Annotated in this window: 21 protein-coding genes and 1 pseudogene; 4 read left to right on the top strand and 18 right to left on the bottom strand. The window is 60.6% G+C overall.

Annotation, left to right across the window (positions count from 1 at the left end; genetic code table 11):
- Positions 1-44 precede the first annotated feature (44 nt).
- From CVS30_RS13605 to CVS30_RS13590, 4 genes are all read right to left on the bottom strand, one after another.
- Positions 45-857 carry an SURF1 family protein gene (locus CVS30_RS13605; RefSeq protein ID WP_110485873.1) on the bottom strand — a complete coding sequence of 271 codons (813 nt, stop codon included), beginning with the start codon at positions 855-857 and terminating at the stop codon, positions 45-47.
- 65 nt (positions 858-922) lie between these two features.
- Complete coding sequence (locus CVS30_RS13600; RefSeq protein WP_110485872.1) at positions 923-1,414, bottom strand: PTS sugar transporter subunit IIA; 492 nt, start codon at positions 1,412-1,414, stop codon at positions 923-925.
- A gap of 163 nt (positions 1,415-1,577) precedes the next feature.
- A complete protein-coding gene (locus CVS30_RS13595) occupies positions 1,578-2,702 on the bottom strand; it encodes a GuaB3 family IMP dehydrogenase-related protein (RefSeq protein WP_110485871.1) in 1,125 nt (374 codons plus the stop codon).
- Between the two features lie 33 nt (positions 2,703-2,735).
- Positions 2,736-3,842 (bottom strand): BtrH N-terminal domain-containing protein, encoded by a 1,107-nt coding sequence (locus CVS30_RS13590; protein ID WP_110485870.1) that lies wholly within the window; start codon positions 3,840-3,842, stop codon positions 2,736-2,738.
- 31 nt (positions 3,843-3,873) lie between these two features.
- Here CVS30_RS13590 and CVS30_RS13585 point away from each other — a divergent pair, with 31 nt between their 5' ends.
- Positions 3,874-4,473, top strand: a complete 600-nt coding sequence (locus CVS30_RS13585; RefSeq protein ID WP_146233400.1) for a hypothetical protein — start codon at positions 3,874-3,876, stop codon at positions 4,471-4,473.
- 89 nt (positions 4,474-4,562) lie between these two features.
- Here the strand turns inward: CVS30_RS13585 and CVS30_RS13580 are convergent.
- From CVS30_RS13580 to CVS30_RS13535, 10 genes and pseudogenes are all read right to left on the bottom strand, one after another.
- Positions 4,563-5,003: pseudogene (locus CVS30_RS13580) on the bottom strand (IS30 family transposase); the annotation flags it as partial.
- Positions 5,004-5,115: 112 nt separating this feature from the next.
- Complete coding sequence (gene ltrA / locus CVS30_RS13575; protein WP_110485868.1) at positions 5,116-6,591, bottom strand: group II intron reverse transcriptase/maturase; 1,476 nt, start codon at positions 6,589-6,591, stop codon at positions 5,116-5,118.
- A gap of 502 nt (positions 6,592-7,093) precedes the next feature.
- Positions 7,094-7,780 (bottom strand): IS30 family transposase, encoded by a 687-nt coding sequence (locus tag CVS30_RS13570; protein WP_146233399.1) that lies wholly within the window; start codon positions 7,778-7,780, stop codon positions 7,094-7,096.
- A gap of 489 nt (positions 7,781-8,269) precedes the next feature.
- Positions 8,270-9,781, bottom strand: a complete 1,512-nt coding sequence (gene guaB / locus CVS30_RS13565; protein ID WP_110485866.1) for an IMP dehydrogenase — start codon at positions 9,779-9,781, stop codon at positions 8,270-8,272.
- Between the two features lie 279 nt (positions 9,782-10,060).
- Positions 10,061-11,665 (bottom strand): chaperonin GroEL, encoded by a 1,605-nt coding sequence (groL, locus tag CVS30_RS13560; RefSeq protein ID WP_110485865.1) that lies wholly within the window; start codon positions 11,663-11,665, stop codon positions 10,061-10,063.
- Between the two features lie 97 nt (positions 11,666-11,762).
- Complete coding sequence (groES, locus tag CVS30_RS13555; RefSeq protein WP_038464523.1) at positions 11,763-12,059, bottom strand: co-chaperone GroES; 297 nt, start codon at positions 12,057-12,059, stop codon at positions 11,763-11,765.
- Between the two features lie 267 nt (positions 12,060-12,326).
- A complete protein-coding gene (locus CVS30_RS13550) occupies positions 12,327-13,082 on the bottom strand; it encodes an iron ABC transporter ATP-binding protein (protein ID WP_110485864.1) in 756 nt (251 codons plus the stop codon).
- Complete coding sequence (locus CVS30_RS13545; RefSeq protein WP_110485863.1) at positions 13,079-14,149, bottom strand: iron chelate uptake ABC transporter family permease subunit; 1,071 nt, start codon at positions 14,147-14,149, stop codon at positions 13,079-13,081. The genes CVS30_RS13550 and CVS30_RS13545 overlap by 4 nt, the downstream gene beginning before the upstream one ends.
- Positions 14,142-15,116 (bottom strand): ABC transporter permease, encoded by a 975-nt coding sequence (locus CVS30_RS13540; RefSeq protein ID WP_110485862.1) that lies wholly within the window; start codon positions 15,114-15,116, stop codon positions 14,142-14,144. The genes CVS30_RS13545 and CVS30_RS13540 overlap by 8 nt, the downstream gene beginning before the upstream one ends.
- Positions 15,117-15,217: 101 nt before the next feature.
- The gene (locus tag CVS30_RS13535) at positions 15,218-16,192 is read right to left on the bottom strand and encodes a siderophore ABC transporter substrate-binding protein (protein ID WP_220033922.1); all 975 of its coding nucleotides are present in this window, start codon (positions 16,190-16,192) and stop codon (positions 15,218-15,220) included.
- 150 nt (positions 16,193-16,342) lie between these two features.
- On the opposite strand from CVS30_RS13535, the gene CVS30_RS13530 reads away from it, so the two are divergent.
- Positions 16,343-17,566, top strand: coding sequence for a THUMP-like domain-containing protein (locus tag CVS30_RS13530; protein ID WP_110485860.1), 1,224 nt, complete (start codon positions 16,343-16,345; stop codon positions 17,564-17,566).
- On the opposite strand, the gene CVS30_RS13525 is transcribed toward CVS30_RS13530, so the two are convergent.
- Positions 17,546-18,358 (bottom strand): shikimate 5-dehydrogenase, encoded by an 813-nt coding sequence (locus CVS30_RS13525; protein WP_110485859.1) that lies wholly within the window; start codon positions 18,356-18,358, stop codon positions 17,546-17,548. The two genes, CVS30_RS13530 and CVS30_RS13525, sit on opposite strands and share 21 nt — an antisense overlap.
- 98 nt (positions 18,359-18,456) lie before the next feature.
- Here CVS30_RS13525 and CVS30_RS13520 point away from each other — a divergent pair, with 98 nt between their 5' ends.
- The gene (locus CVS30_RS13520; protein WP_110485858.1) at positions 18,457-19,599 is read left to right on the top strand and encodes a glutamate--cysteine ligase; all 1,143 of its coding nucleotides are present in this window, start codon (positions 18,457-18,459) and stop codon (positions 19,597-19,599) included.
- Here CVS30_RS13520 and CVS30_RS13515 read toward each other — a convergent pair.
- Together CVS30_RS13515 and CVS30_RS13510 are read right to left on the bottom strand one after the other, a co-directional pair.
- Entirely contained in the window at positions 19,596-20,630 is a 1,035-nt protein-coding gene (locus CVS30_RS13515) for an NADP-dependent oxidoreductase (protein WP_110485857.1), read from the bottom strand. The two genes, CVS30_RS13520 and CVS30_RS13515, sit on opposite strands and share 4 nt — an antisense overlap.
- A gap of 41 nt (positions 20,631-20,671) precedes the next feature.
- On the bottom strand, positions 20,672-21,073 hold the full coding sequence (locus tag CVS30_RS13510; protein WP_110485892.1) for a DUF1304 domain-containing protein: 402 nt from the start codon (positions 21,071-21,073) through the stop codon (positions 20,672-20,674).
- A gap of 113 nt (positions 21,074-21,186) precedes the next feature.
- On the opposite strand from CVS30_RS13510, the gene CVS30_RS13505 reads away from it, so the two are divergent.
- On the top strand, positions 21,187-21,765 hold the full coding sequence (locus CVS30_RS13505) for a TetR/AcrR family transcriptional regulator (RefSeq protein WP_110485856.1): 579 nt from the start codon (positions 21,187-21,189) through the stop codon (positions 21,763-21,765).
- 19 nt (positions 21,766-21,784) lie between these two features.
- Here the strand turns inward: CVS30_RS13505 and CVS30_RS13500 are convergent, their stop codons facing one another.
- Complete coding sequence (locus CVS30_RS13500) at positions 21,785-22,390, bottom strand: TetR/AcrR family transcriptional regulator (protein ID WP_110485855.1); 606 nt, start codon at positions 22,388-22,390, stop codon at positions 21,785-21,787.
- Positions 22,391-22,549: the final 159 nt, after the last annotated feature.

Below are 22,549 nucleotides of genomic sequence, written 5' to 3'. Positions count from 1 at the left end.
CTCAGTCTGTTCTGGATTTCTAGAAGGTTGATAGTGCTTTTACTTTAAGGCGTTTCGTCATCTTCGGGGTGCTCGAGGTCATAGAGTGCGTCTTGTTCGCGTCGGTAGTCATCCGCGACCAGGCGCCACCAGATGAAGATGGCAAAGCCGGCAAAGACGGCCCACTCAATCGAGTAGAAAATGTTCAGCCAGTTAATCTTGTTGTTTTGATCTGTTGCGGTCACCGTGATGGGAACCAAGGGATTGTCCGCCGCGGCAGCTCCGACGTCGTGCCCGTCCACGGTTTCGCTGAAGGAAACGATGAAGGCCGCGTACATGCTGGAGTTCCAGCGATTTGTCAGGTCAGCGGTCGAGAGCGCAGAAATTTGCCCCTCGGGAAGATCTTTTTTCAAGACGGGGCCCTCGGAGTTCAAGAGCCGCCCTTCGATCTCCAGTTTGCCTTCCGGCACGGCGGGGACATCGTCTGGAGAGGAAACCCAGCCGCGGGCGACGGGGATCAGCACGTCCTCGGAGGTTTTCACACCAATGGGGGCAACCGCCCCATCAACGACAAATGCCACGACATCCCAATAGCCTTCGTTGCCGTCTTCTAGCCGGGAAGGCAGCAGCAGCTGCTTGCTGGGATCAAAATGACCTTGCGCGGTCACGACCTGACCTTCGCGATCCCCCGTCATGAGATGGCCAGGCGTCATGGTGTTCAGCAGGGGTTGGACCTTCTCCGTCACGGACGGCGGAGCGACATCCTTTTCCAGCGAACGGGAAAGCTGCCAGTGACTCAACAGGACAAGAATGACGGAAACAGCCAGCGCAAAGACCAACGCGGCTATCCATTTGGGCTTGATGGCAGTTTTCAACACACTTCAACGGTACTTCGTAACTGTGTAGAACAACGAATGCGGTGTCCAATTCCACTGCCGGGAATTTAGTGCTCGGAGAACACCAGGGTGGAGTTGATCAACTCGGCAATGACCTCGGCATCGTGGGCGCGGCGCAGAGATTCACGGAAGTTTTCCTTGAAGAGCGAGCGGGCCAGGGTCGCGAGGACCTCCAAATGCGCCGAAAACGAGCCGGCCGGGGTGGCGATGAGCAAGATCACCGTTGCGGGGCCGTCGACGGCGCCGAAATCGAGGCTGTAATCAAACTTGGTGATGCCCACGGCAATGGAAATTTCCTGCACATAGCTGCTGCGCGCGTGTGGCAGTCCGATGCCGCCGGGAAGTCCCGTGGCCATCTGGTGTTCGCGGGCGTTGACGTCCCGCAAGAAGCCGGCAAGATCGGTGACCCGGCCCTGCTCAAAGAGCTTTGCAGCCAGTTGCGCGGCCGCATCCTCCTTGGACTCTGCCTGCATTTCCAGAATCACTAAACCAGCGTTGGTCAGTTCAGTTTCATAGCGTTCCAGTGAACCCGGTGTCATCTGTACCTTTCAAGGCAGGGCGGCGATGTAAATCTGCCTCAAGTCTAGCGGTTGCCCTGTCGAGAAAGGTGCCAGAGGCAGGCGAGGAGGTCCCGCCGTCGAGAATTTTAGACACAAAAGTGCCCCGATCCGCGAAGGACCGGGGCACTGTCGGGAAGGAAGATTACGCGGAGACGATGACGTCGATGCGCTGGAATTCCTTGAGATCTGAATAGCCGGTGGTGGCCATGGCGCGGCGCAAGGCACCCACCAGGTTGGAGCTGCCATCGGCACGGTGAGCCGGTCCGTGCAGGACCTCATCCAAGGTGCCGACCGTGTCCATCTTCACGCGGTGGCCGCGCGGCAATTCGGCGTGGTGTGCCTCGGCACCCCAGTGCCAGCCCTGACCGGGAGCCTCGGCTGCGCGGGACAGCGCGGCACCGAGCATGACGGCGTCGGCGCCCATGGCAATAGCCTTGACGATGTCGCCACTGGAGCCCATGCCGCCGTCGGCGATGACGTGAACGTAACGTCCACCGGATTCATCCATGTAGTCACGGCGGGCCGCGGCAACATCGGAGATGGCGCTGGCCATAGGTGAACGGATACCCAGGGCACGCTGCGTGGTGGTAGAGGCACCGCCGCCGAAGCCAACGAGCACGCCGGCGGCACCGGTGCGCATGAGGTGCAGTGCGGAGGTGTAACCAGCCGCGCCACCGACGATGACGGGCACGTCGAGCTCGTAGATGAACTGCTTGAGGTTCAAGGACTCCGTGGTCTTGGAGACATGCTCGGCCGACACCGTGGTGCCGCGGATAACGAAGATGTCAACGCCAGCGGCGATGACGGTCTTGTAGAACTCCTGGGTGCGGCCCGGGGTCAGCGATCCGGCGACCGTCACACCGGCGGCACGAATCTCGGCCAGGCGGGCCGTGATGAGCTCGGCCTGAATCGGGGCGCTGTACAGCTCCTGCAGGCGGCTGGTGGTGTTCGGGTCGATGACCGAACCCTCCAACGTGGCGATCTCATCCAGGATCGGCTGCGGGTCTTCGTAACGAGTCCACAGACCCTCGAGGTCCAGCACACCGAGGCCACCGAGCTTGCCCAGGGCAATGGCGGTCTCGGGAGACATCACCGAGTCCATGGGTGCACCGATGACGGGTGCCTCAAACTGGTATGCGTCGATCTGCCATTTCACCGACACATCTTGGGGATCGCGAGTACGCCGAGCAGGCACAATCGAAATCTCATCCAACGAATATGCGCGGCGTCCACGCTTTCCACGGCCAATCTCAATCTCATAAGTCACCCCCTAAGCCTATCGCAGGCGGCGCCAGAGACCTTAAATGACGCCCGCAGCCGCTTCCAAGGCTCCCGCTGCGGCGTTTTCCAGCACGGCAATGGCGTCCACAGCCGCTGCCATCGCGGCGAAGTCGGGATCCCCCGGAGCCCCCACAAGAGCCACGAGCGTGTCCCAGTGCGCGCCGAGGGCGGCATATTGTGCGGCGGCTTCGAGCAGGCTGCCACGTTCGACGCCGGACACCGCCTCCCCCGTTTTCGCCACCTCGTGCAGAAATTGCGCATACAACGGGCGCAGCGCGCCGGGACCGCTAAAGCGTCGGCCCACCAGCAGCCCGTGCAGCATGGCCATGCCGGCCGCGGAGCGTTCCGGATCACTAAAGATCCGCATCCATCCCCGCTTGGAATTCCTATCCGTCAGGCGCCGCGCCCAGGTCTGCATCCCCAGGATGCCAAAGTTCCCGGCGTAGCTTGCGGGCACGCCGGGCGGCGCCTGCTCCGACAATAGCTCCCCCGCTGTCTCAGCCATGGCGTGGCGAATCACCTCGACCGTGAGCGGATCGCCCGCGAGCTCCTCATCCAGGGCTGCAGCACCAGCACCTAGCACCACATGGGCCTGCCAATGTTTATCCGCCTTGCGGGAGCTGCGCGCCTGGGCCAACGCGTCGGAGGAAATCCGCTCGAGGCGAGCTCCGCCGTCGTCCATCAAGTAATCTGCGTCAATCCTGGCCACAACTGGCAGATCCACCGAGTCCATGTCGGCCAGCGGGTCCTCAACGACCCACGGCAACTTGCCGCGCACGACACGCACGACGACGGGCACTCCCGTATCCAGCGCAGCGTCCAGCCGGCCCTGGGCCAGTTTGGCGCTCGTGGTCTGCTGGATTCGGACAGCGGCACCGCTGCGACGCAGCAGATTCTCCGTGTAGGGTCCCGGGTGGAAGCGGGTCACGGCCGAGGCCGTCGTGGTGTCCTTGTACTCAAAGGTGAAGATCATGAAGCCGATGCCACCGGCCAAACCTGCCAGCATCGCCTCGGTGAAGGGCTTGTCCGTCAAGGGGTTGCGCACACCGGAGGCTGCCAGAACACGGGTCCAGAGCCCAGAATCCCAATGTGAATATTCGGTGGTGTGGTCATAGGCGGAAAGCATCCTTCGATTCTAGCCGGGCTAGGCTTGATCCATGACTGAGACCGAATTACGTATGACCGACCATGAGCTCTTGGCCCTCTTGTCGATGACGCCCACGGAGTCGGCGGCCACAACGCTGGGCTTGCTGCGCCTAGATCAGTACAACGACGACGAGTTGTTCCATCAGGCCGGCGTCACGACGCTGCTGGTGCGCGGGCTGGCCACGGCCCAGGGCGAAAAGGTCGTGCCCGTGGAGAATGCGGCCATTGTGGGATCCGTGATTGCCCAGGCTCAGGAGTGGCTGCAAATCACGCTGACGACGCCCGAGATGCACCACGTGTTGTTTACCGTAGGATCCAACGTTGGTGCCGTGCTGTTGAGCATCACACCCTTCGGCGTGCACGACGTCCAGCCCATCGAATCCGGACCCGCCATGCTGGAACTGGGCCTGCACCTGAGCAAGGAATACCTCACGGCCGCCACGGCAGATAGCCCCGCCACGGTCACCATCAAGCGCCTCCGCGTGGATGCCCCGACCGTTGAGGCCAGCGTGAGGGCCGAGGCCGGCGACTGGACGCTCAGCTCCACAGGCGGCGAACAGAGCTATCCTCGCGAGGTGGCCTTGGACAAGCTCCGCGAGAGCCTCGGCTAAAGAGTTCGCCGGCGACAGCATTTACGAACAGTACGACGGCGGGAGCCCTCCTTGGCGGATTTTAGCTGTCGTTGCAACACGGCTGGTGGTTAGGTTGTTAATAGTAGGTCGCGTAAGCGCTCGGCTGGTGTATTCCAGTCGAGCGTTTTGCGTGGTCTCCCGTTGAGTTGTTGGGCGACGTGCTCGAGGTCCTCAGGGCTGTAGACGGATAGGTCGGTGCCTTTGGGGAAGTATTGGCGCAGGAGTCCGTTGGTATTTTCATTGCTTCCGCGTTGCCAGGGGCTGTGAGGGTCACAGAAATAGACGTCCATGCCGGTGGCTGTGCTGAAGGCCTTGTGCTGGGCCATCTCGGCGCCTTGGTCCCAAGTGAGGGATCCTCGCATGTGTTCAGGCAGTGTACTCATGGTTCTGATGAGCCCGTCACGGACGGTTTCAGCGCTGTGATCGTTGGGTAAATGTACGAGCATGACGTAGCGGGTGGTGCGCTCCACGAGAGTGGCGATAGCTGATTGGTTGCGGGAACCCGTGATGTAGGGTCGGGCCGGAGCGCGACACCAGAATTGCTCCTGGCTCGTTTCTCCGACCCGCCCTCCGCACCGGACATGCGACTCTCATCGCATCCGGCGCTCCACGGATAGCCACTCAAACCGTGCTGGTCGCCCATGGCGTCGGGATATTGTGCGCCCGCCACCGATACCGTGTGACAGGTACCGACGCGGTATCGAACATAGTAATTCCCTCTGCCTGTGGCTGGTTTCCGGGCCTTCCTGTCAGAAAGCGCCGAAACAATTCCCGCCACGTAATGCCGGGGTGTCGTTTGCGAATCCATTGGGTCACCCGATGCCAAATAAACGCATCAAGATAGCCGAAGGTCGCTTTGGAAACCCCATGACGGAAATAGTTGCACCAACCACGCACTACCGGATTTAACTGGTTGAGCAGGACGTCCAACGAAGGATGCTCCGCTCGACGTGTCAGTGCACGCACCTTCCCCAGAATCGTCAGCAAAGACTTCTTCGACGGGTAGGTGTAGACACTCATTTTCTGGGTTCCTTTCTTCAGTCTTCGCTGGATGTGAAAACCAAGAAAGTCGAACCCCTCATCAATATGGCAAACCCGGGACTTGGCCATGGAGATCTTCAACCCCAAGGGGGCAATGACCTCAGCGACTTCATCCCAAAGGGCCTCCGCATGGGCTTGGGTTCCAAGGACCATGATCACAAAATCATCCGCGTAACGAATGATCCGGTACGTGGCCCCACCCTGTTTCCGGTGGGCTTCCCTGCGATACGGGGTGCTGTGGGCCTCCCATTTATCGCAGAAATGCTTATCCAAGACCGTCAAGGCGATATTGGCCAGAAGCGGGGAAATGATCCCGCCCTGTGGAGTCCCGGTGCTGGATTTCCTGACTTTCCCCTCGGCAGACATGATGCCCGCCTTGAGGAACTTACCGATCAGGATCAACACGCGCTTGTCCGTGACTCGCTTACGCACCTCGGCTATGACCGCCGAGTGCTTGAGTTCGTCAAAGCACGCCTCAATATCTGCCTCGAACACCCAGTGATAATTCCGGGTGGCCATGGCATGTATTTCAGCTATCGCATCTTGTGCCCGACGCTTCGGACGGAAACCGTAACTGACCGGTTTGAAATCCGCCTCAAAGATCGGTTCCAACACCAACGCCAAAGACGCCTGAGCCACCCGATCCCTCGCGGTGGGAATGCCGAGCCGGCGAAGCTTCGTGCTGTTCGGTTTAGGGATCAAGCGTTCCCTCACCGGCAACGGAACAAAAGCCCGGGACTTCAGTAGCTCCCTGACTTCCTCCAGAAACTCCACACTTTCGGCACCAACACCGATCAGGGCCGGAATGCGCCGGTCAACACCGGCCGTTCTAGCACCCTTATTGCCCTTGACCCGGCCCCACGCAACGGTGAGGAAATCCCGGTCATAGACGAGGTTAAACACATCCTCGAAAAGACGGTCAGGATCGCTGACCGCCCAGTGGTGCAGTTTCGTCTGCATCGCACGTACCCGCACGGACGCCTCATCGAGGTCAGGCCATCGCGGTTCACCGGTATTCACCAATGCCTCCGTTCCTTGCAGTAGCAACTGCGTCATATCCGCTGGGGCCCTTCGCCATGTACGAGGCTTTCCCCCGCTCGGACTACTACGGCCCCTCCGCCCCATCGCGCGCCGATCGACGGACAACACGCCCACCCGAAACCATGACCCTGGATGGGCCTACGATCACGGGAGACACACGATGGTTCCCACGTTCACTGTTTACCGATTGGCAGGTTAGGTGCCCAGCTATGCCCCTGCGATATCGCCACGGCTACGCCGCAGGCCTTCACCGTGGCCTCGAATGCCAACGACCTTAACCGGCATTCAAGTTCCCATCCCGTAATGAGGGGATGGTGCGCATCGCAGGCCAGCCCATATCCACCGAATTTGAGCTGGCGGGAGACTTGAGGAGCTTTTAGCGCTGGTTCCTCTCGTACACCTTCCTGCCTTGCTTGCCGGACCCGGCCCATTCGGTAGTACTGGTCCGTCCCGGCGTTGTCGGGGCTGCTTTCCGCCCTCCCCGGTGTTTCCTCGGGTTAGACTGCCCCCAGCTTCATCATGCTGCTGCGACAGCACAACGGCGAAGGTCTTCCACCTCCGCTCGGTAAAACAGCGCCTCGTGGCGCACCAAGTCTCCTTCCCAGTGTCCTGGCACGGCCCGGTCCTCGATCTCTGCGGGGCGTTCGGAGATGTTGATCATGGAGTCTTTGAATCGGTGGGTGCGTTCTTGCGGGCCGGTGCGAGTTTTGCGGCGGGTTCGCCCGGTGCGCAGTGCTTGCTGGACTTCAAGTTTGAGCCCTCCGCGAGCTTGGAAGTACAGTGCTTGATAAATTGTTTCGTGGCACACGCGCATGTCCTGATCCTCGGGGAAGTCCTGAACCAGTTTGTGCGATATTTGTTCCGGTGACCAGCACTGGCGCAGCCCGTGTTGAATGAACTCTTTGAGCATCGGGTTAGCCACGATTTTGGCCAGCTTGGGCCGGGGCCGGCGTGCCACAAAAGCACGGTGGGCGAGGTAAGGGGTGTAGCCGCTCACAGGATCGCTGTTGCGCCTAATCTCGCGGCTGATACTTGAAACGTCTTTGCCCAACGCTCTGGCGATCGCACGTTGACTGCAGCCGCGGATGAGCATGCCATGGATCATTTCCCGGTCCGCTAAGTGGAAGAACCGCCTATCAATGACACGCTCAAGCTGTTCCAACGTCGGGCTCGAGGATGCTTCGGATTCACGCTTGTACGTCACCCCCTTTTTATAGTCCACAGCCCGACCCGCAGGATAAACGCGGCCATACTGTGTCCGGCGTATCCCGTGTTCCCATTCCTGTGCGGTCGTGGCGTGAATACCCAACTGTGCGGCCGCTTCATGTCGTGAGAGCCCAGCAGCGCGTAGCTGAAGGAAGTCTTCCCTACTGGGCTGTTCCGAACGCTTACGTGCTAACCCAGCCCGCCGGATCCACGCGTAACAAGTATTCCTATCTAGACCCAGAGCCTTCGCCGCTTCGGTCACGCTCCCCAAACGAGCGAACAGATCAAAGAAATCCTGCTTTACTTCCGGCGAGGACCGCTGCCTTTTCCGCGGCAACTCTGGATCCCCCACAGAATTCAACTTTTTCGTTAAAGACGACACGGTCGTTGCAACTCCCAAAAACTTAGGTGTTGCAACGACCGCTAGAACTCGCCCCTTTTCGCAAAAGGTGGGCTCCCGCCGTCGTACTGGGTGGTGAAAAGCGAGCTACTTGTTGTAGTTCGGGGCTTCCACGGTCATGGTGATGTCATGGGGGTGCGATTCCTTCAGGCCGGCAGCCGTGATGCGCACAAACTTGCCGCGGGCCTTCAGCTCAGGAATGGTCGGCGAGCCAACGTAGAACATGGTCTGGCGCAGGCCACCCACGAGCTGGTAGGCAACCGAGGCGAGCGGCCCACGGTAAGCAACGCGACCCTCGATACCCTCGGGGATGAGCTTGTCATCACCGGAGACGTTCGCCTGGAAGTAACGGTCCTTGGAGTAGGAGGTGTTGTTGCCACGGGTCTGCATCGCGCCCAAGGAACCCATACCGCGGTAGGCCTTGAACTGCTTGCCGTTGACGAACACGGTCTCGCCCGGGGATTCCTCGGTGCCAGCCAAGAGCGAACCGATCATGACGGTGTCGGCGCCGGCAACCAGGGCTTTGCCGATGTCGCCCGAGTACTGCAGACCGCCGTCGGCGATCAACGGCACGCCGGCCGGGATGGCAGCCTTGGCGGACTCGTAGATGGCGGTGATCTGCGGGACGCCAACACCGGCAACAACGCGGGTAGTGCAGATCGAGCCCGGACCAACGCCAACCTTGATGCCGTCAGCACCTGCATCGATGAGCGCCTGAGCGCCCTCGCGGGTGGCGGCCTGGCCGCCGATGATGTCAACGTGCGCGGCAGCCTTTTCGCTCTTCAGTCGGGCAATCATCTCCAACACGCCCTGGCTGTGGCCGTTGGCGGTGTCGACGAACAAGGCATCCACGCCGGCCTCGACCAGGGTCATGGCGCGCTCGTAGCCGTCGCCGAAGAAGCCGATAGCGGCACCGACGCGCAGGCGGCCCTCGTCATCCTTGGTAGCCAAGGGGTACTGCTCGGCCTTGGCGAAGTCCTTCACGGTGATCAAACCGCGCAGGACGCCGGCGGCGTCAACGAGCGGGAGCTTCTCGATCTTGTTCTTGGCGAGCAACTCGGAGGCGTCTTCGCGGCTGATGCCGACCTTGCCGGTGATCAACGGCATGGGGGTCATGACGTCGCGCACCAGGCGCTGGGAGTATTCGTTTTCGGGGATGAAGACGGTGTCGCGGTTGGTCACAATGCCCATGAGGCGGCCGTCTTTGTCCACAACCGGCAAGCCGGAGACGCGGAAGCGGGCGCAGAGCTCGTCCAACTCGGCCAGCGTGGCGTCGGAGCCAATGGTCACCGGGTTGGTGATCATGCCGGATTCGCTGCGCTTGACCAGGTCAACTTCTTCGGCCTGACGCTCGATGGACAGGTTGCGGTGCACAACACCCAAACCGCCCTGGCGGGCCATGGCGATGGCCATGCGGGATTCGGTCACGGTATCCATGGCTGCCGACAGCAGCGGGGTCTGGACCGTGATGCGCTTGGACACGCGTGAGCTGGTGTCGGCGTCCGACGGGATCACGTTGGTGTGGCCGGGAAGGAGCAGGACGTCGTCGTACGTCAGTCCAACAAAGGCAAATGGATCATGAATTTCGGGCTGGGACACGAGGGCTCCTTGGCGGGGTAGAACCGGTGGGGGTGTGCATCCGATGGCCGGTCCCGTAATTACGAAGCTGGCCTGTGCGTTGGTTACAGTCTAAAACGAAAGCGGCCGTTGCCCTATTCCCGTTCGTTGCGTCACACCGACGCGCCACCCGGGCGTCCGGGCAGATTAGCGCGTCCAAGAGATCCCACCAAGAAAAGGGACGGCGTTTGCGGTCAAAGCCGGTGGTATACCTGTGGCTTTACCCGCAAACGCCGTCCCTTTTCAAGAAAGCGTCACACGTTAGTGCTGGTGTGCGTCTTCGTCCTCGGCAGGCTTGTCCGTCACGAGAACTTCGGTGGTGAGCACCAAAGCCGCGATGGAGGAAGCGTTGCGCAGGGCTGAACGGGTGACCTTGACGGGATCGATAACGCCGGCCTTGACCAGGTTTTCGTACTCGCCGGTTGCAGCGTTGAAGCCGAAGCCGTCTTCGAGCTCGCCAACCTTGTGGACAACAACGTAACCGTCGTGGCCAGCGTTCTGGGCGATCCAGCGCAGCGGCTGAGCAACAGCCTTGCGGACCAGCTCAACAGCGGTTGCTGCGTCGCCGGTCAATGCCAGCACGTTAGCGTCGTCATCAAGAGCCTTGGCGGCCTGAACCAGTGCGGAACCGCCACCGGCAACAATGCCTTCTTCCAAAGCAGCGCGAGTAGCCGAAACGGCATCCTCGATGCGGTGCTTCTTTTCCTTGAGCTCGACCTCGGTGGCTGCGCCAACCTTGATCACGCCGATGCCGCCGGCCAGCTTGGCCAGACGTTCCTGCAGCTTCTCCTTGTCCCAGTCGGAGTCGGTGCGCTTGAGCTCAGCGTGGAGCTGAGCTACGCGCTCTGCAACATCCTCGGCCGTGCCGGCGCCGTCAACGATCGTGGTGTTGTCCTTGGTGACGGTGATACGGCGAGCCGTACCCAGTACCTCGAGGCCAACCTGGTCCAGGGTCAGGCCGATCTCCGGGGAGACCACCTGAGCGCCGGTCAGGATCGCGATGTCCTGCAGCATGGCCTTGCGGCGGTCGCCGAAGCCCGGAGCCTTGACAGCAACAACGTTCAAGGTGCCGCGCAAGCGGTTGACGATCAGCGTGGACAGAGCCTCGCCGTCAACGTCTTCAGCAATGATGAAGAGCGGCTTGTTGGCAGCAAGTGCCTTTTCCAACAGCGGCAGGAATTCCTGCAGGTTGGAGATCTTGCCCTGATTGATCAAAACCAGTGCATCTTCCATGACAGCTTCCTGGCGTTCTGCGTCGGTGACGAAGTACGGGGACAGGTAGCCCTTGTCGAACTGCATGCCCTCGGTGAGGACCAGTTCGGTGGAGGTCGTGGAGGACTCTTCGATGGTGATGACACCATCCTTGCCAACCTTGTCGAAAGCCTCGGCGAGCAGGTCGCCGATTTCCTGGCTCTGAGCGGAGATGGCGGCAACTTCTGCCACCTGTCCACCCTCGACCGGGCGGGCGTTCTCCAGGAGACGCTTGGCAATGGCTTCAACCGAAACCTGAATGCCGCGCTTGAGCTCACCGGGAGCCGCACCTGCGGCAACATTGCGCAGGCCTTCCTTGACCAGAGCCTGTGCCAAAACGGTGGCCGTGGTGGTGCCGTCGCCGGCAACATCGTTGGTCTTCGTGGCAACTTCCTTGGCCAGCTGTGCGCCAAGGTTTTCGTACGGGTCTTCCAGCTCAACTTCGCGGGCGATGGTTACGCCGTCGTTGGTGATGGTGGGAGCGCCCCACTTCTTGTCGAGCACAACGTTGCGACCGCGCGGGCCGAGGGTGACCTTGACGGTATCGGCAAGCTTGTCGATACCGGCCTCAAGGGCCTTTCGTGCGTCGTCATTAAATGCAAGCTGCTTAGCCATGCGTGTGGTCCTTTCAAGCAAAGACCCCGCTCCCACAAGGGTTGATCTGGACGTGCTCGATCAACCCAATTGCTGGTGCGGGGCTTTACAAAAGTGGTTACTTAACTACGATGGCCAGTACGTCGCGAGCCGAGAGAACGAGCAGCTCTTCGCCACCGGTCTTCACTTCGGTTCCACCGTACTTGGAGTAGATAACAACGTCGCCAACGGCAACATCGATCGGGACACGGTTGCCGTTGTCATCAACGCGACCGGGTCCAACTGCCACAACTTCGCCCTCCTGGGGCTTTTCCTTGGCAGTGTCCGGGATAACCAGACCGGAAGCGGTGGTCAGCTCTGCTTCGAGCTGGCGAACAACAATACGATCCTCAAGAGGCTTAATAGAGACCGACACTCGGACCTCTCCTTCACATGCGTAAATTCTATGGATGACTAGCGGGATTTTTCGCCATGTTTTCAGAGCCCCAACCGTCGTCGCGGTGCCGGTGTTGCTCTCATGGCCAAAAAGTATCGCAAGTTAGCAGCCTCAGGGCGAGAGTGCTAACTCTGACTCTAGGGAATCTATTAGCACTCGGTCAAGGCGAGTGCCAGAATTAACCTCAAAAGTACGACGGCGGCAGGCCCGGTTACGCTCACGGCGCACCCTGGGTGCCCGCGCAGCTCAGTAGTAAACCGCCAGCGGGCCGCGCGGGCCGTCGATGACCGTCACGGGGGTGTCGAAGACCCGGCTCAGGACCTCATCGGTCATGATTTCGGCGGGGGTGCCAAACTCGATGACCTTTCCATCCTTCACGGCGCAAATATGGTCGGCGTAGTGCCCGGCGAAGTTGATGTCGTGCAGCACGATCACAATCGTGCGGCCCAATTCGCGGGCCGCCTTGTGGAGCAGCTGCATCATCTGTGCCGAATGCTTCATATCGAGGTTGTTCAGCGGCTCATCCAGCAATACGTGGTCTGTTTCCTGGGCTAGGACCATGGCCACATAGGCGCGCTGGCGCTGCCCACCCGAAAGCTGATCAAGATAGCGGTTTTCCAGCTCGTTGAGGTTCAGAAAATCGATAGAGCGGCTGATGATTTCCTCATCGTCGCGTGTCAACCGCCCCTTGGAATGCGGGAAACGGCCAAAGCCCACGAGCTGGCGCACCGTCAGGCGTGTGACGAAGTGGTTTTCCTGGCGCAGGATCGAGACGATCTTGGCGAGGTCCTTCGAGGCCGTGCTGGCAACGTCGTATCCGGCGATCTCGATAGCACCGGCATCCAGGCCCAGGAGCCGGCCGATCATGGTCAGCAGGGTCGATTTTCCGGCACCGTTGGGGCCCACCATGGCGGTGATGCCGCCCGTGGGGATCTTTAGGTCCACCGGCCCGATGGCCACGTCGCTGCTATAGCTCTTCTGGACTGCGCTAAGAGAGATCACAGGCGTCCCTTTCTGAGGATAAAGATGAGGAATACGGTGCCGCCGACGGCCTCGATAATGATCGAGACCACGCCTTGTGCGTAGAAGACGTTCTTCATGACGAAGTACGCGCCGGAGAGGACCACGAAACCAACGAGGATCGCCACAGGGAAGACGTAAAGGTGATCGTGGGTATCGGCCAGCTGGTAGGCGAGGGTTGCCACGAGGAAGCCCAGGAAGGTCATGGGACCCACCAAGGCGGTGGAGACGGCCATCAGGATCGAGACTAAGAACAACACGCGCATCGTCTCAAAGCGGTGGTTCAGGCCGAGGTTGGTGCTGGCATCCTTGCCGAGGGCGATGACGTTCAGCCGCTTGGCATTGAGCCACAGCAGCGTTCCGGCCACGGCCGCGAGCGGGATGGCGACCGGGAGATAGCTGACATCCGCGTTGGAGATGGAGCCGAAGAGCCGCGCCGTCAGGACATCAAATTCACTCGGCGTCAGGAGCCGCTGCATGAAGGAGGACACCGCGCCGAGCCCGCCACCGAGGACGATACCCACGAGCAGCATGATCTGCAGGTTACCGTTCTTGCCGGAGAGCAACCAGCCGTACAGCGCCATGGACAGCCCCACCATGAGCACCAGCTGCAAGGCGAACTGCGGCACGCCTTGGATGGCGGTGACACCGGCTGCGCCGAGGAAAAATACGGCCCCGGTTTGCACGGCGATGTACAGCGATTCAAAGCCCATGATGGAGGGCGTGATGATGCGGTTGTTCGTGGCCGTCTGGAAGCTGACGGTCGCCATGGCCTGGCAGAACGCCACGAGCAGCATGACCAGGACGTTAACGGAGCGCATCTGGGCGATGAGCCAGAAGCCCGGGGTACCCGGAGGCATGGGGTTGTCGTAGGCGAGCAGTCCCCCGGCAAAGCCCAAGGCCAAGATGATGAGGATGCTCAGGACGATCCAATAACGACGGCGGACCCGCCCGGTCGGCAGCGGCCCGGACACGCGTCCGAGGTGATGGCGAGAGGCCAGGGCCGGGGTGGTGCGGGGCGCGGATTTGATGGTGTTTGATTCAGGCATTGCGACGCTGCTTCAGGAGGAGGGCTACGAAGACCACGGCGCCGACGACGCCCAGAATCAGGGAGACGGGCACCTCAAAGGGCATGATGATGGTGCGTCCGATCAAGTCGCAGATGGTCACGATCGCGATGCCGAGCAGAGCGACCCACGGCAGATTTGAGCGCAGGTCATCGCCGCGGAACATGGATACGACATTGGGCACGATCAGACCCAGGAACGGCAAGTTGCCCACCACCACGGTGACAACGCCGGTGGCGATGGCGATCAGGCCCGTGCCGATCAGCATGATCTGGTTGTAGTTCAGCCCGACATTGGTAGCGATTTCCTCGCCGAGTCCCGCGACCGTGAAACGGTCCGCGATCAGGAAGACCAGCGCCCCGACGATAGCCACGATCCACAGCAGCTCATACTGTCCGCGTAGGACCGAGGTGAAGCTGCCGGCGAACCAGATGCCGAGGCTTTGGAGCATGTCCGTCTGCAGGGCCAGGAAGGTGGAGAAGGCGCCCACCACGGCGCCCAACATGATGCCGACAATCGGCACCGTCAGGGATGCCTTCAGCGAGACTCTGCGCAAGAACAGGAAGAAGATCATGGTGCCGATGAAGGCCGCCGTGACGGCCCCGCCCATCTTGGCCATGATGCTGGCGCCAGGGAAGAGGATCATGACGGTCAGTAAACCCAGGCCCGCCCATTCGGTGGTTCCGGTGGTTGTTGGCTCCACAAAACGGTTCTGCGTCAGCAATTGCATGACGAGGCCACACATGGCCATGGCCGCGCCGGCAAGTACCAGAGCAATCGTGCGCGGGATGCGCGTAATCGCGAACATCTCCCCGCCGTCGTCATTGCCGAAGATGTCATAAACACCCACAAATAAGGACAGCACGAGCAGTAAAGCCACCACTACTATCCCAATGAGCAGTGAGGGCTCAAATAGCCGGCCCTTGGCTGGTGCGCGCGTGGTGGTCACCGGGCGACCTTCCCTTCAAAATCTGTGGCGGAAACACGACAATGGCGGACCCGGCGAAAAAGGCCAGATCCACCACTGAGGTGCTCAAATATAGCTATTACTTATTTGCCCTCAAAAGCATCGGCGATGCTGTTCAGGAACGTGGTGTACGTCTGGATGCTCTCGTTGGTGTACGTGTCGGCAGGCATGTACACAATGCGGCTGTCCTTGACGGCGCTGACATTCTTCAGGGCCTCAGAGGAAGCAATCAGCTTGTTCGCTTCAACGTAGCTGGCATCGGCGTTGCTCACCGCGGCGTCGCGGTCCATGACCAGGATCCAGTCCGGGTTGGAGGCGGCGATGGCTTCTACCGAAATATCGTCACCCTTGTGGTCGGTGCTGGCGTCCTTGACCTCAAGAGCCGGAGTCAGACCCAAAATGTCGTAGACCGGACCCAGGGTACGGCCCGTGCTGGGTGCCGAGTAGTTGATGTTTCCGCCGGAGGTGATGACGGCCATGACCTTGTCGTTGGCGTCGTAAGCCTTCTTGGCGCGAGCAACAGCTGCATCGAAGTCGTCGGTGAGCTTCTTGGCTTCATCCTGCTTGGAGAAAACCTCACCCAAGACGGTGATCTGGCGCTTGAGTTCGCTATCGAAGGGCTCGCCGTCGCGGGGATCCAGTTCCAGCACCTTGGCGCTGGGAGCCAACTTGGTGAAGTCATCGTGGTACTGCGCAAATCGCTGACCGTTGACAATCACATCGGGTGCCACGGCGACAATAGCTTCGAGGTTGGGCTCGTTGTGGCTGCCCAGGTCAACGATGCTGTCGTCCGTCTTGTACGGGTTGGTCTTCGGCATCAGGGCCACGGCCCCGGCGCTGAGCTTGATGCCCCAGTCGGACAGCGTCTGGAACGTGCGGTTGTCGGTAGCAACAACTGACTTCAGGGGAAGTGCGATCTCCTGCGAACCGTTGTTATCCTGAACGGTCACGGAGGAAGCTGCGGCGCTTTCACTCGTGTCTGTTGCGGCGGATCCTCCACAAGCGGTGAGGGCAAGCACAGCGGCTGTGGCGGCAAACGTCATCAGGCGTGTCTTCATCATCAAAATTTCTCCAGAAGTAGATTAGCTTAGGCAATCCTTATTAAGTCTCCTCAAAAAACTATTACACCGGTGAATAATTGCGCAAATTATTCGTATGCTATTTACTGTGATCCTTATCACGGCGGAACTGGCGGCTACGCTTGAGTCATGCCTAGCGATGCGATTTCCCCCTTACTGACCCTTGACGGATGGGAACTTTTGTCATCCCTCGGCCCCTACCGCGAGGCCGACTCGCTCAAGCTCAACGAAACACTGCGTAAAGCCGGCCACTCCCCCGAGCTTGTAGCCGCGGCGCTGACGCAGGCCCGCTTGCGATCCAAGGCCGAGGCGAAATTCGGCGAATTCGCCCATCAGATGCTGTTCACCCAGGCCGGACTCGAGCAGGCGACGCGCCTGAGCATCGCCGCCCTGCATGCTCAAAGATTTACGACGGCGAACATCACCTCCGTGGCCGACCTCGGCTGTGGCCTCGGAGCGGACTCGCTCGCCATGGCGAGCCTGGACATCGCCGTCACTGCGGTCGAGATGGACGAGATCACGGCGGCCTGCACCACCGTGAACCTCATGCCCTTCCCGCACGCGAAGGTCATCTGCGGCAAGGCCGAAGAGGTTGATCTGAGCGGCATCGAGGGCGTCTGGTTGGATCCGGCCCGGCGTACCACCAACACCTCGGGCACCACCCGGCTCTTTGACCCGGAGGCGTTCTCGCCGCCGCTGTCCTTCGTGGAATCGTTGGCGGATCGCGGCCTGGCCGTGGGTGTGAAGATGGGTCCGGGTATCCCGCATGAGGCGGTTCCGGAGACGGCCGAGGCGCAGTGGATCTCCATCAACGGCGATGTTGTCGAGGCTGGACTGTACTTCAACCAGCTGGCTCGCCCGGGCATTCGCCGCTCGGCTTTGGTGATTGGCAAGCATGGCAGCGCAGAGCTGACGAGCGCTGAGAAGTACGAGCCGCTGAAGCAAAATGCCGAGCTCGGCCCGGTCAGCAACTACCTGTACGAGCCCGACGGCGCCGTCATTCGCGCGGGGCTCGTGGCCGATCTCGCCCGGAGTTTGGGGGCGCATCTACTCGACGAGCACATCGCCTACCTCTCGTCGGAGGAGGCCATCGACACCCCATTTGCCCGCGGTTATAAGGTGCTGGAGGTCAAGCCCTTCAACGTCAAGGCACTCAAGAGCTGGGTGAAAACGAACAAGATTGGCGTGCTGGACATCAAAAAGCGCGGCATCTCCGTGACCCCCGAGGAGCTGCGCCGCCAGCTGTTGACCGGCTCGGGCAAGGGCCCCAACAAGGCCACCTTGATCCTCACCCGCATTGGTGAGGACCGGGTCGCCGTGGTGGTTGAACCTCTAGGCGCGGGAGAACTCTGAGGCTTCGCGCACCAGCTCGGGGCTGGGGCGCACGCCCGTGTACAGCACAAACTGCTCCTCGGCCTGAATCGCGATGACCTCGGCGCCCGTGATGAGCTGCTTGCCAGTCGCACGGCCCGCCCTGATGAGCGGGGTCTCGGAGGGAAGTGCGACGACGTCGAACACGATTTGTGCCTGCGCCACCGTCTCATCGCTGAAGGACTGAACCGAGGCATCGGCGCCTGTCATACCCAGCGGGGTGACGTTGATGAGCATTCCGGCGGTAGCCTCGCCCACCTCGGGCAACCACGCAAAGTCATATAGCGCGGCAAGGACCCGGCCCCGCTCCTCGTTGCGAGCCACAATCGTGACGGACGCAAATCCGGCGTCGTGCATGGCGGCGGCAACGGCCTTGGCCATACCCCCGGAACCGCGGAGTAAAACCGTGGTGGCGGGGTCGACGGCGTTGACGCTCAGGAGGCGGGCGATCGCCAGGTAATCGGTGTTGTAAGCGGTGAGCACGCCGTCGTTATTGACGATCGTGTTGACCGAATCGATCGCCGAGGCGGAGGCGTCCATGACATCGATGAGCTCGATGACATCTTCTTTATAAGGCATTGACACGGCGGCGCCACGAATTCCGAGGCCGCGAATACCGGCAACCGCCTGAGCAAGATCAACCGGGGCAAAGGCCTTGTAGACATAGTTCAGCTCGAGCGCATCGTAAAGGTAATTATGAAAACGCGTGCCGATGTTGCTGGGTCGCGCCGCGAGGGAAATGCATAAGGTCATGTCTTTATTCAGGATGGGCATGCTCCCATTGTGCCCGAGATCCTGAACTACAATCAGAGGGCAGTCGGCATTATTTCCGTAATCACTGCCATACGTTCGCTTATCAAGGAGGCGCCGCAGTGAAGATTGACTTCGCACAGTCAGAGCAATCGACTTTGGGATTGGAATGGGAAATTGCACTCGTGGACAAGGAATCAGGTGAGCTAGCGGCCCGCGCTAATGATGTTTTCGCGAATATCACCGCGGCCCACCCGGATGTCATGGAGGATGGCGAGCATCCCCACATCAAGGGCGAGATGCTGCAAAACACGGTGGAGCTTGTCACCGGGGTCAATCACACGGTTTCCGAAGGCACCGAAGATTTACGCCGCAGCCTCAATATCTTGCGAGAGGCCAGCGAGCCCCTGGGCCTGGATTTGCTATGCGCCGGAACGCATCCGTTCAGCAATTCACGCACTCAGGTCGTGACCGACAAGGAGCGTTACGCCAAGCTCGTAGACCGGACCCAGTGGTGGGGCAGCCAGATGCTCATCTACGGAGTTCACGTCCACGTCGGCTTGGATCACGTTTCCAAGGCCATGCCGGTCCTTGACGGCCTGGTCAATTACTTCCCGCATTTTCAGGCGCTCTCGGCATCCTCACCATATTGGAACGGCGAGGACACCGGTTACGCCTCGCAGCGTGCGCTGATGTTCCAGCAGCTACCCACGGCCGGACTGCCGTTCCAGTTCCCCACCTGGGAGGCCTACGAATCGTACGTCCAGGACATGTTCACCACAGGTGTCATCGACGCGACGAATGAGATCCGCTGGGACATCCGCCCCGTGGCGGGCCTGGGCACGATTGAAATGCGCATCTGCGACGGCATGTCCACGCTCGAGGAGATTGGTGCCGTTGCGGCCCTGACCCAGTGCCTCGTCGAGGACTTTTCCAATACCTTAAACGACGGCGGCACCATCCCCACGATGCCGCCGTGGCATATTCAGGAAAACAAGTGGCGCGCCGCACGTTACGGCCTGGACGCCATCATCATTCTCGATGCTGCAGGCAAGGAACAGCTCGTCACCGAGCACACTCTGGAATTGCTGAACAAGCTGGAGCCGGTTGCCGCAAAACTGGGCTGCTCCGATGAGCTTGCCAGCGTGGAAAGCATCCTCACCAAGGGCGCGAGCTACCAGAGGCAACGCCGCGTGGCCGCCGCCAACAATGGTGAGTTGCGCGCCGTCGTGCGTGAACTCGTGGCCGAGATGGCGAGCAACTAGCCGTTCGCGACGACCGGAAGGGCTGTGCGGACCACCATCTTTCCGGTGTTGGCTCCCCGCATCATCTCCAGCAAGGCATCCACAGCATTGTCGATGCCGTCAACGATCGTTTCGTCGTAGGCGATCTTGCCGTCGGTGAACCAGCCGGTCATGTGCTCGTTGAATTCCGCGGCCAGATTGAGGTGGCTGCCCAGGGTGAAGCCTCGCAGCTTCAGCCCGCGGGTAATCATGTTGACCATATTGTCGGGACCAGCTTTACGCTCGGTCGTGTTGTATCCAGCGATGGCCCCGCACAAGGCGGCCCGGCCGCCTGGGTTGAAGACGTCAAGGGCGGCCTCGAGGTGGTCGCCACCGACGTTGTCGAAGAACACGTCGATACCCTCCGGCGCGGCCGCGGCGAGCAGTTCGCGCACGGGACCGGACTTGTAATTAAAGGCTGCGTCATAGCCATATTTTTCCGTCAAGAGGGCGACTTTCTCGTCGCTGCCGGCCGAACCAATGACGCGGCCGGCACCGAGCAGTCGGGCGATCTGGCCGGCGGCGGTACCCACGGCCCCTGCGGCACCCGAGATAAAGACGGTGTCCCCAGCCTTCATGTTCGCGATCTCGGTCAGGCCAACATAGCCTGTCATCCCGGTCATACCCAGGATCCCCAGGTACAGCGAGAGCGGCACACCGGGGAGTTCCGGAACAATCCTGAATCCAGCGGCGTCCTCCTGAACCACGTCGCGCCAACCAAACTGGTGGAGGACTACGGAGCCTACCGGAATGGTCTCACTGGCGGACTCGACAACGCGGCCGATGGCGCCGCCGGTCATGGTCTCACCGAGAGCAAAGGGCTCCGAGTAGCTCTTGGCCGCGCTCATACGCCCACGCATATAGGGGTCAACGGAGACAAATTCGTTGGCCACACGGATTTGGCCCGGCGAAAGCGGCGCAAGGTCCACCTTCACGGTGGTGAAGTCACTGGCTGTGGGCCATCCCACGGGACGGGCGGTGAGCTGGATTTGGGTGCTGACTGAGTGGGTCATGATATGAGCTTTCTTGTGGAATGAGTGAAAAGTAGCGGGTATCAGAGGGATAGGCCAAGGGCCAACGCCAAGACACCGAGGAGCGGCGGCACGAGTTGTTTGAGTGCAGCCCCGGCCTTGCTCGGGCTGGAGAGCAACAAGACCACTCCGGCGGCTGCCATGGAGCCTGCTCCAACAAATACCAAGGTGGCGCCAACCGCTGTGGCTACCGGCGAGCTGGCCACGGCCAGCACCACAATTCCGGCCAGAACTCCCAGCGCTAGGAACAAGTTGTAGAACCCTTGGTTGAAGGCCAAGGACTTGGTCAGCTCGGCTTCTTCCTTGCTGGCCAGGCCAAAGGTGGCGCGGCTGCGTTCTCCGGTCCATGCGATGGACTCCAAGAAGAAAATGTAGACATGAATGAGCGCTGCAATGCCTGCGAACACGAGACCGATGATAACCACGCTGAACAACTCCTCACGGGGTGCTTTGGTTCCGGGAACCGTCACCCATGGCTTATTATGTATTGACTAGTCCACTATATATTGAACCGATCGATCTACAAAATGAGGGGCCCATGGGACGCGCGCAAGCATTTGATACGCAGGAGGCGATCCGTGCTGCGCGGACAGTGTTTTGGGAGCACGGCTACGAGGATGCTTCCCTGCCGGATCTTGAGCGCGCCACAGGGCTGAGTCGCTCCAGTATTTATCACGCCTTTGGCAGCAAACGGGGACTCTTTGATGCCGCCCTGACGAGTTACCTCGGCGAAATTATCCGCCCACGACTACTGCCTTTGAACGCTCCTGTTGTGGAACCTGACGCCATCGTCGACTATTTCACCGGCTTGCGGGACGCGCTTGCTCGGCGAGGCACCCTACCCTCCGACAACGGCTGCCTACTACTGAACGCTGCCGGTTCTCCTATCTCCAATGAGGAGGCGGTCAGCCTCACCATCGCCGGGTACCGGAAGGAACTCAGCGCCTCCTTGCTGCGCGGCATCGCCGCCCACCGCCCCGAGATAGGCAGGGCCACCCATGAGCAGCTCGCCACCGTCCTGAGCTCCCTGGTCATCGCTGCCATGACCCTGGCTCGCGTCGACAACCCCCAGGCCCTGACCACCCTAGATACGGCGCTGATTTTGCTCAACAGCTAAGCAACAGCCGCGCCGACTCTCACTCCGGGAGAATCAGGAAGTCCAGGTAGTCCTGCAGGCACTGGGCCATGTCCACACTGTCTGGGTCCATGAGCCATTGCGTCTGAATACCGTCCCAGAGAGCAATCAGGCTTGCTGCTGCGCGCTCGGGATCCACCCCTGAGCGCAGCCGTCCTTCGCGCGCGAGCGCGGTAAATGATCTGGAGTAGCTGCGGCGCAATCCCTCGTAACGCTGCGTAAAATAATCGCGTCCAGGATGCTTGGCAGTCAGCGATTCGGCGCAGAGCACCGTATACAGCTCGACGACCCCCGGGACGGTTTCGTTGAAGCGAGCCTGCCGAATCACGGCGGAGGCCAGCGATTCCTCTGGACTGCGGGACCCGCCGTCGCCCGTCACCGTATCGCGCCAATTCAACACAGCCAACAGAAGCGCACTCTTGGACGGAAAGTAGTGCAACAGGCTGGTTTGACTCATCCCCACCCTGTCGGCAACAACCTGCAAGGAACCGCCCTTGTAACCATGTTCGGCAAAGACTTCATGCGCGGCGATCACAATATTCTCACGCCGTTGCTTGGACTTGGCATATGGGCCGCGCTTGGGCGCCGAAGCGGAAGAGGTGGTCATGAAATGTCAGCCTAATGCACATGACGGCTTAACGTCATCTAAATTCGAGTACACACTCGATATTTGTGGTAACTTCTTCACCAATCGGTAAACACGGTATGTGACCATCAACGCTTTTTGCTCGTAAAACTGGCGTACGCATACCCACAATGAAGTGAG

The organism is Arthrobacter psychrolactophilus (assembly GCF_003219795.1).
Classification (GTDB): domain Bacteria; phylum Actinomycetota; class Actinomycetes; order Actinomycetales; family Micrococcaceae; genus Specibacter; species Specibacter psychrolactophilus.
This window is presented reverse-complemented; position numbering and strand designations above follow the sequence as displayed.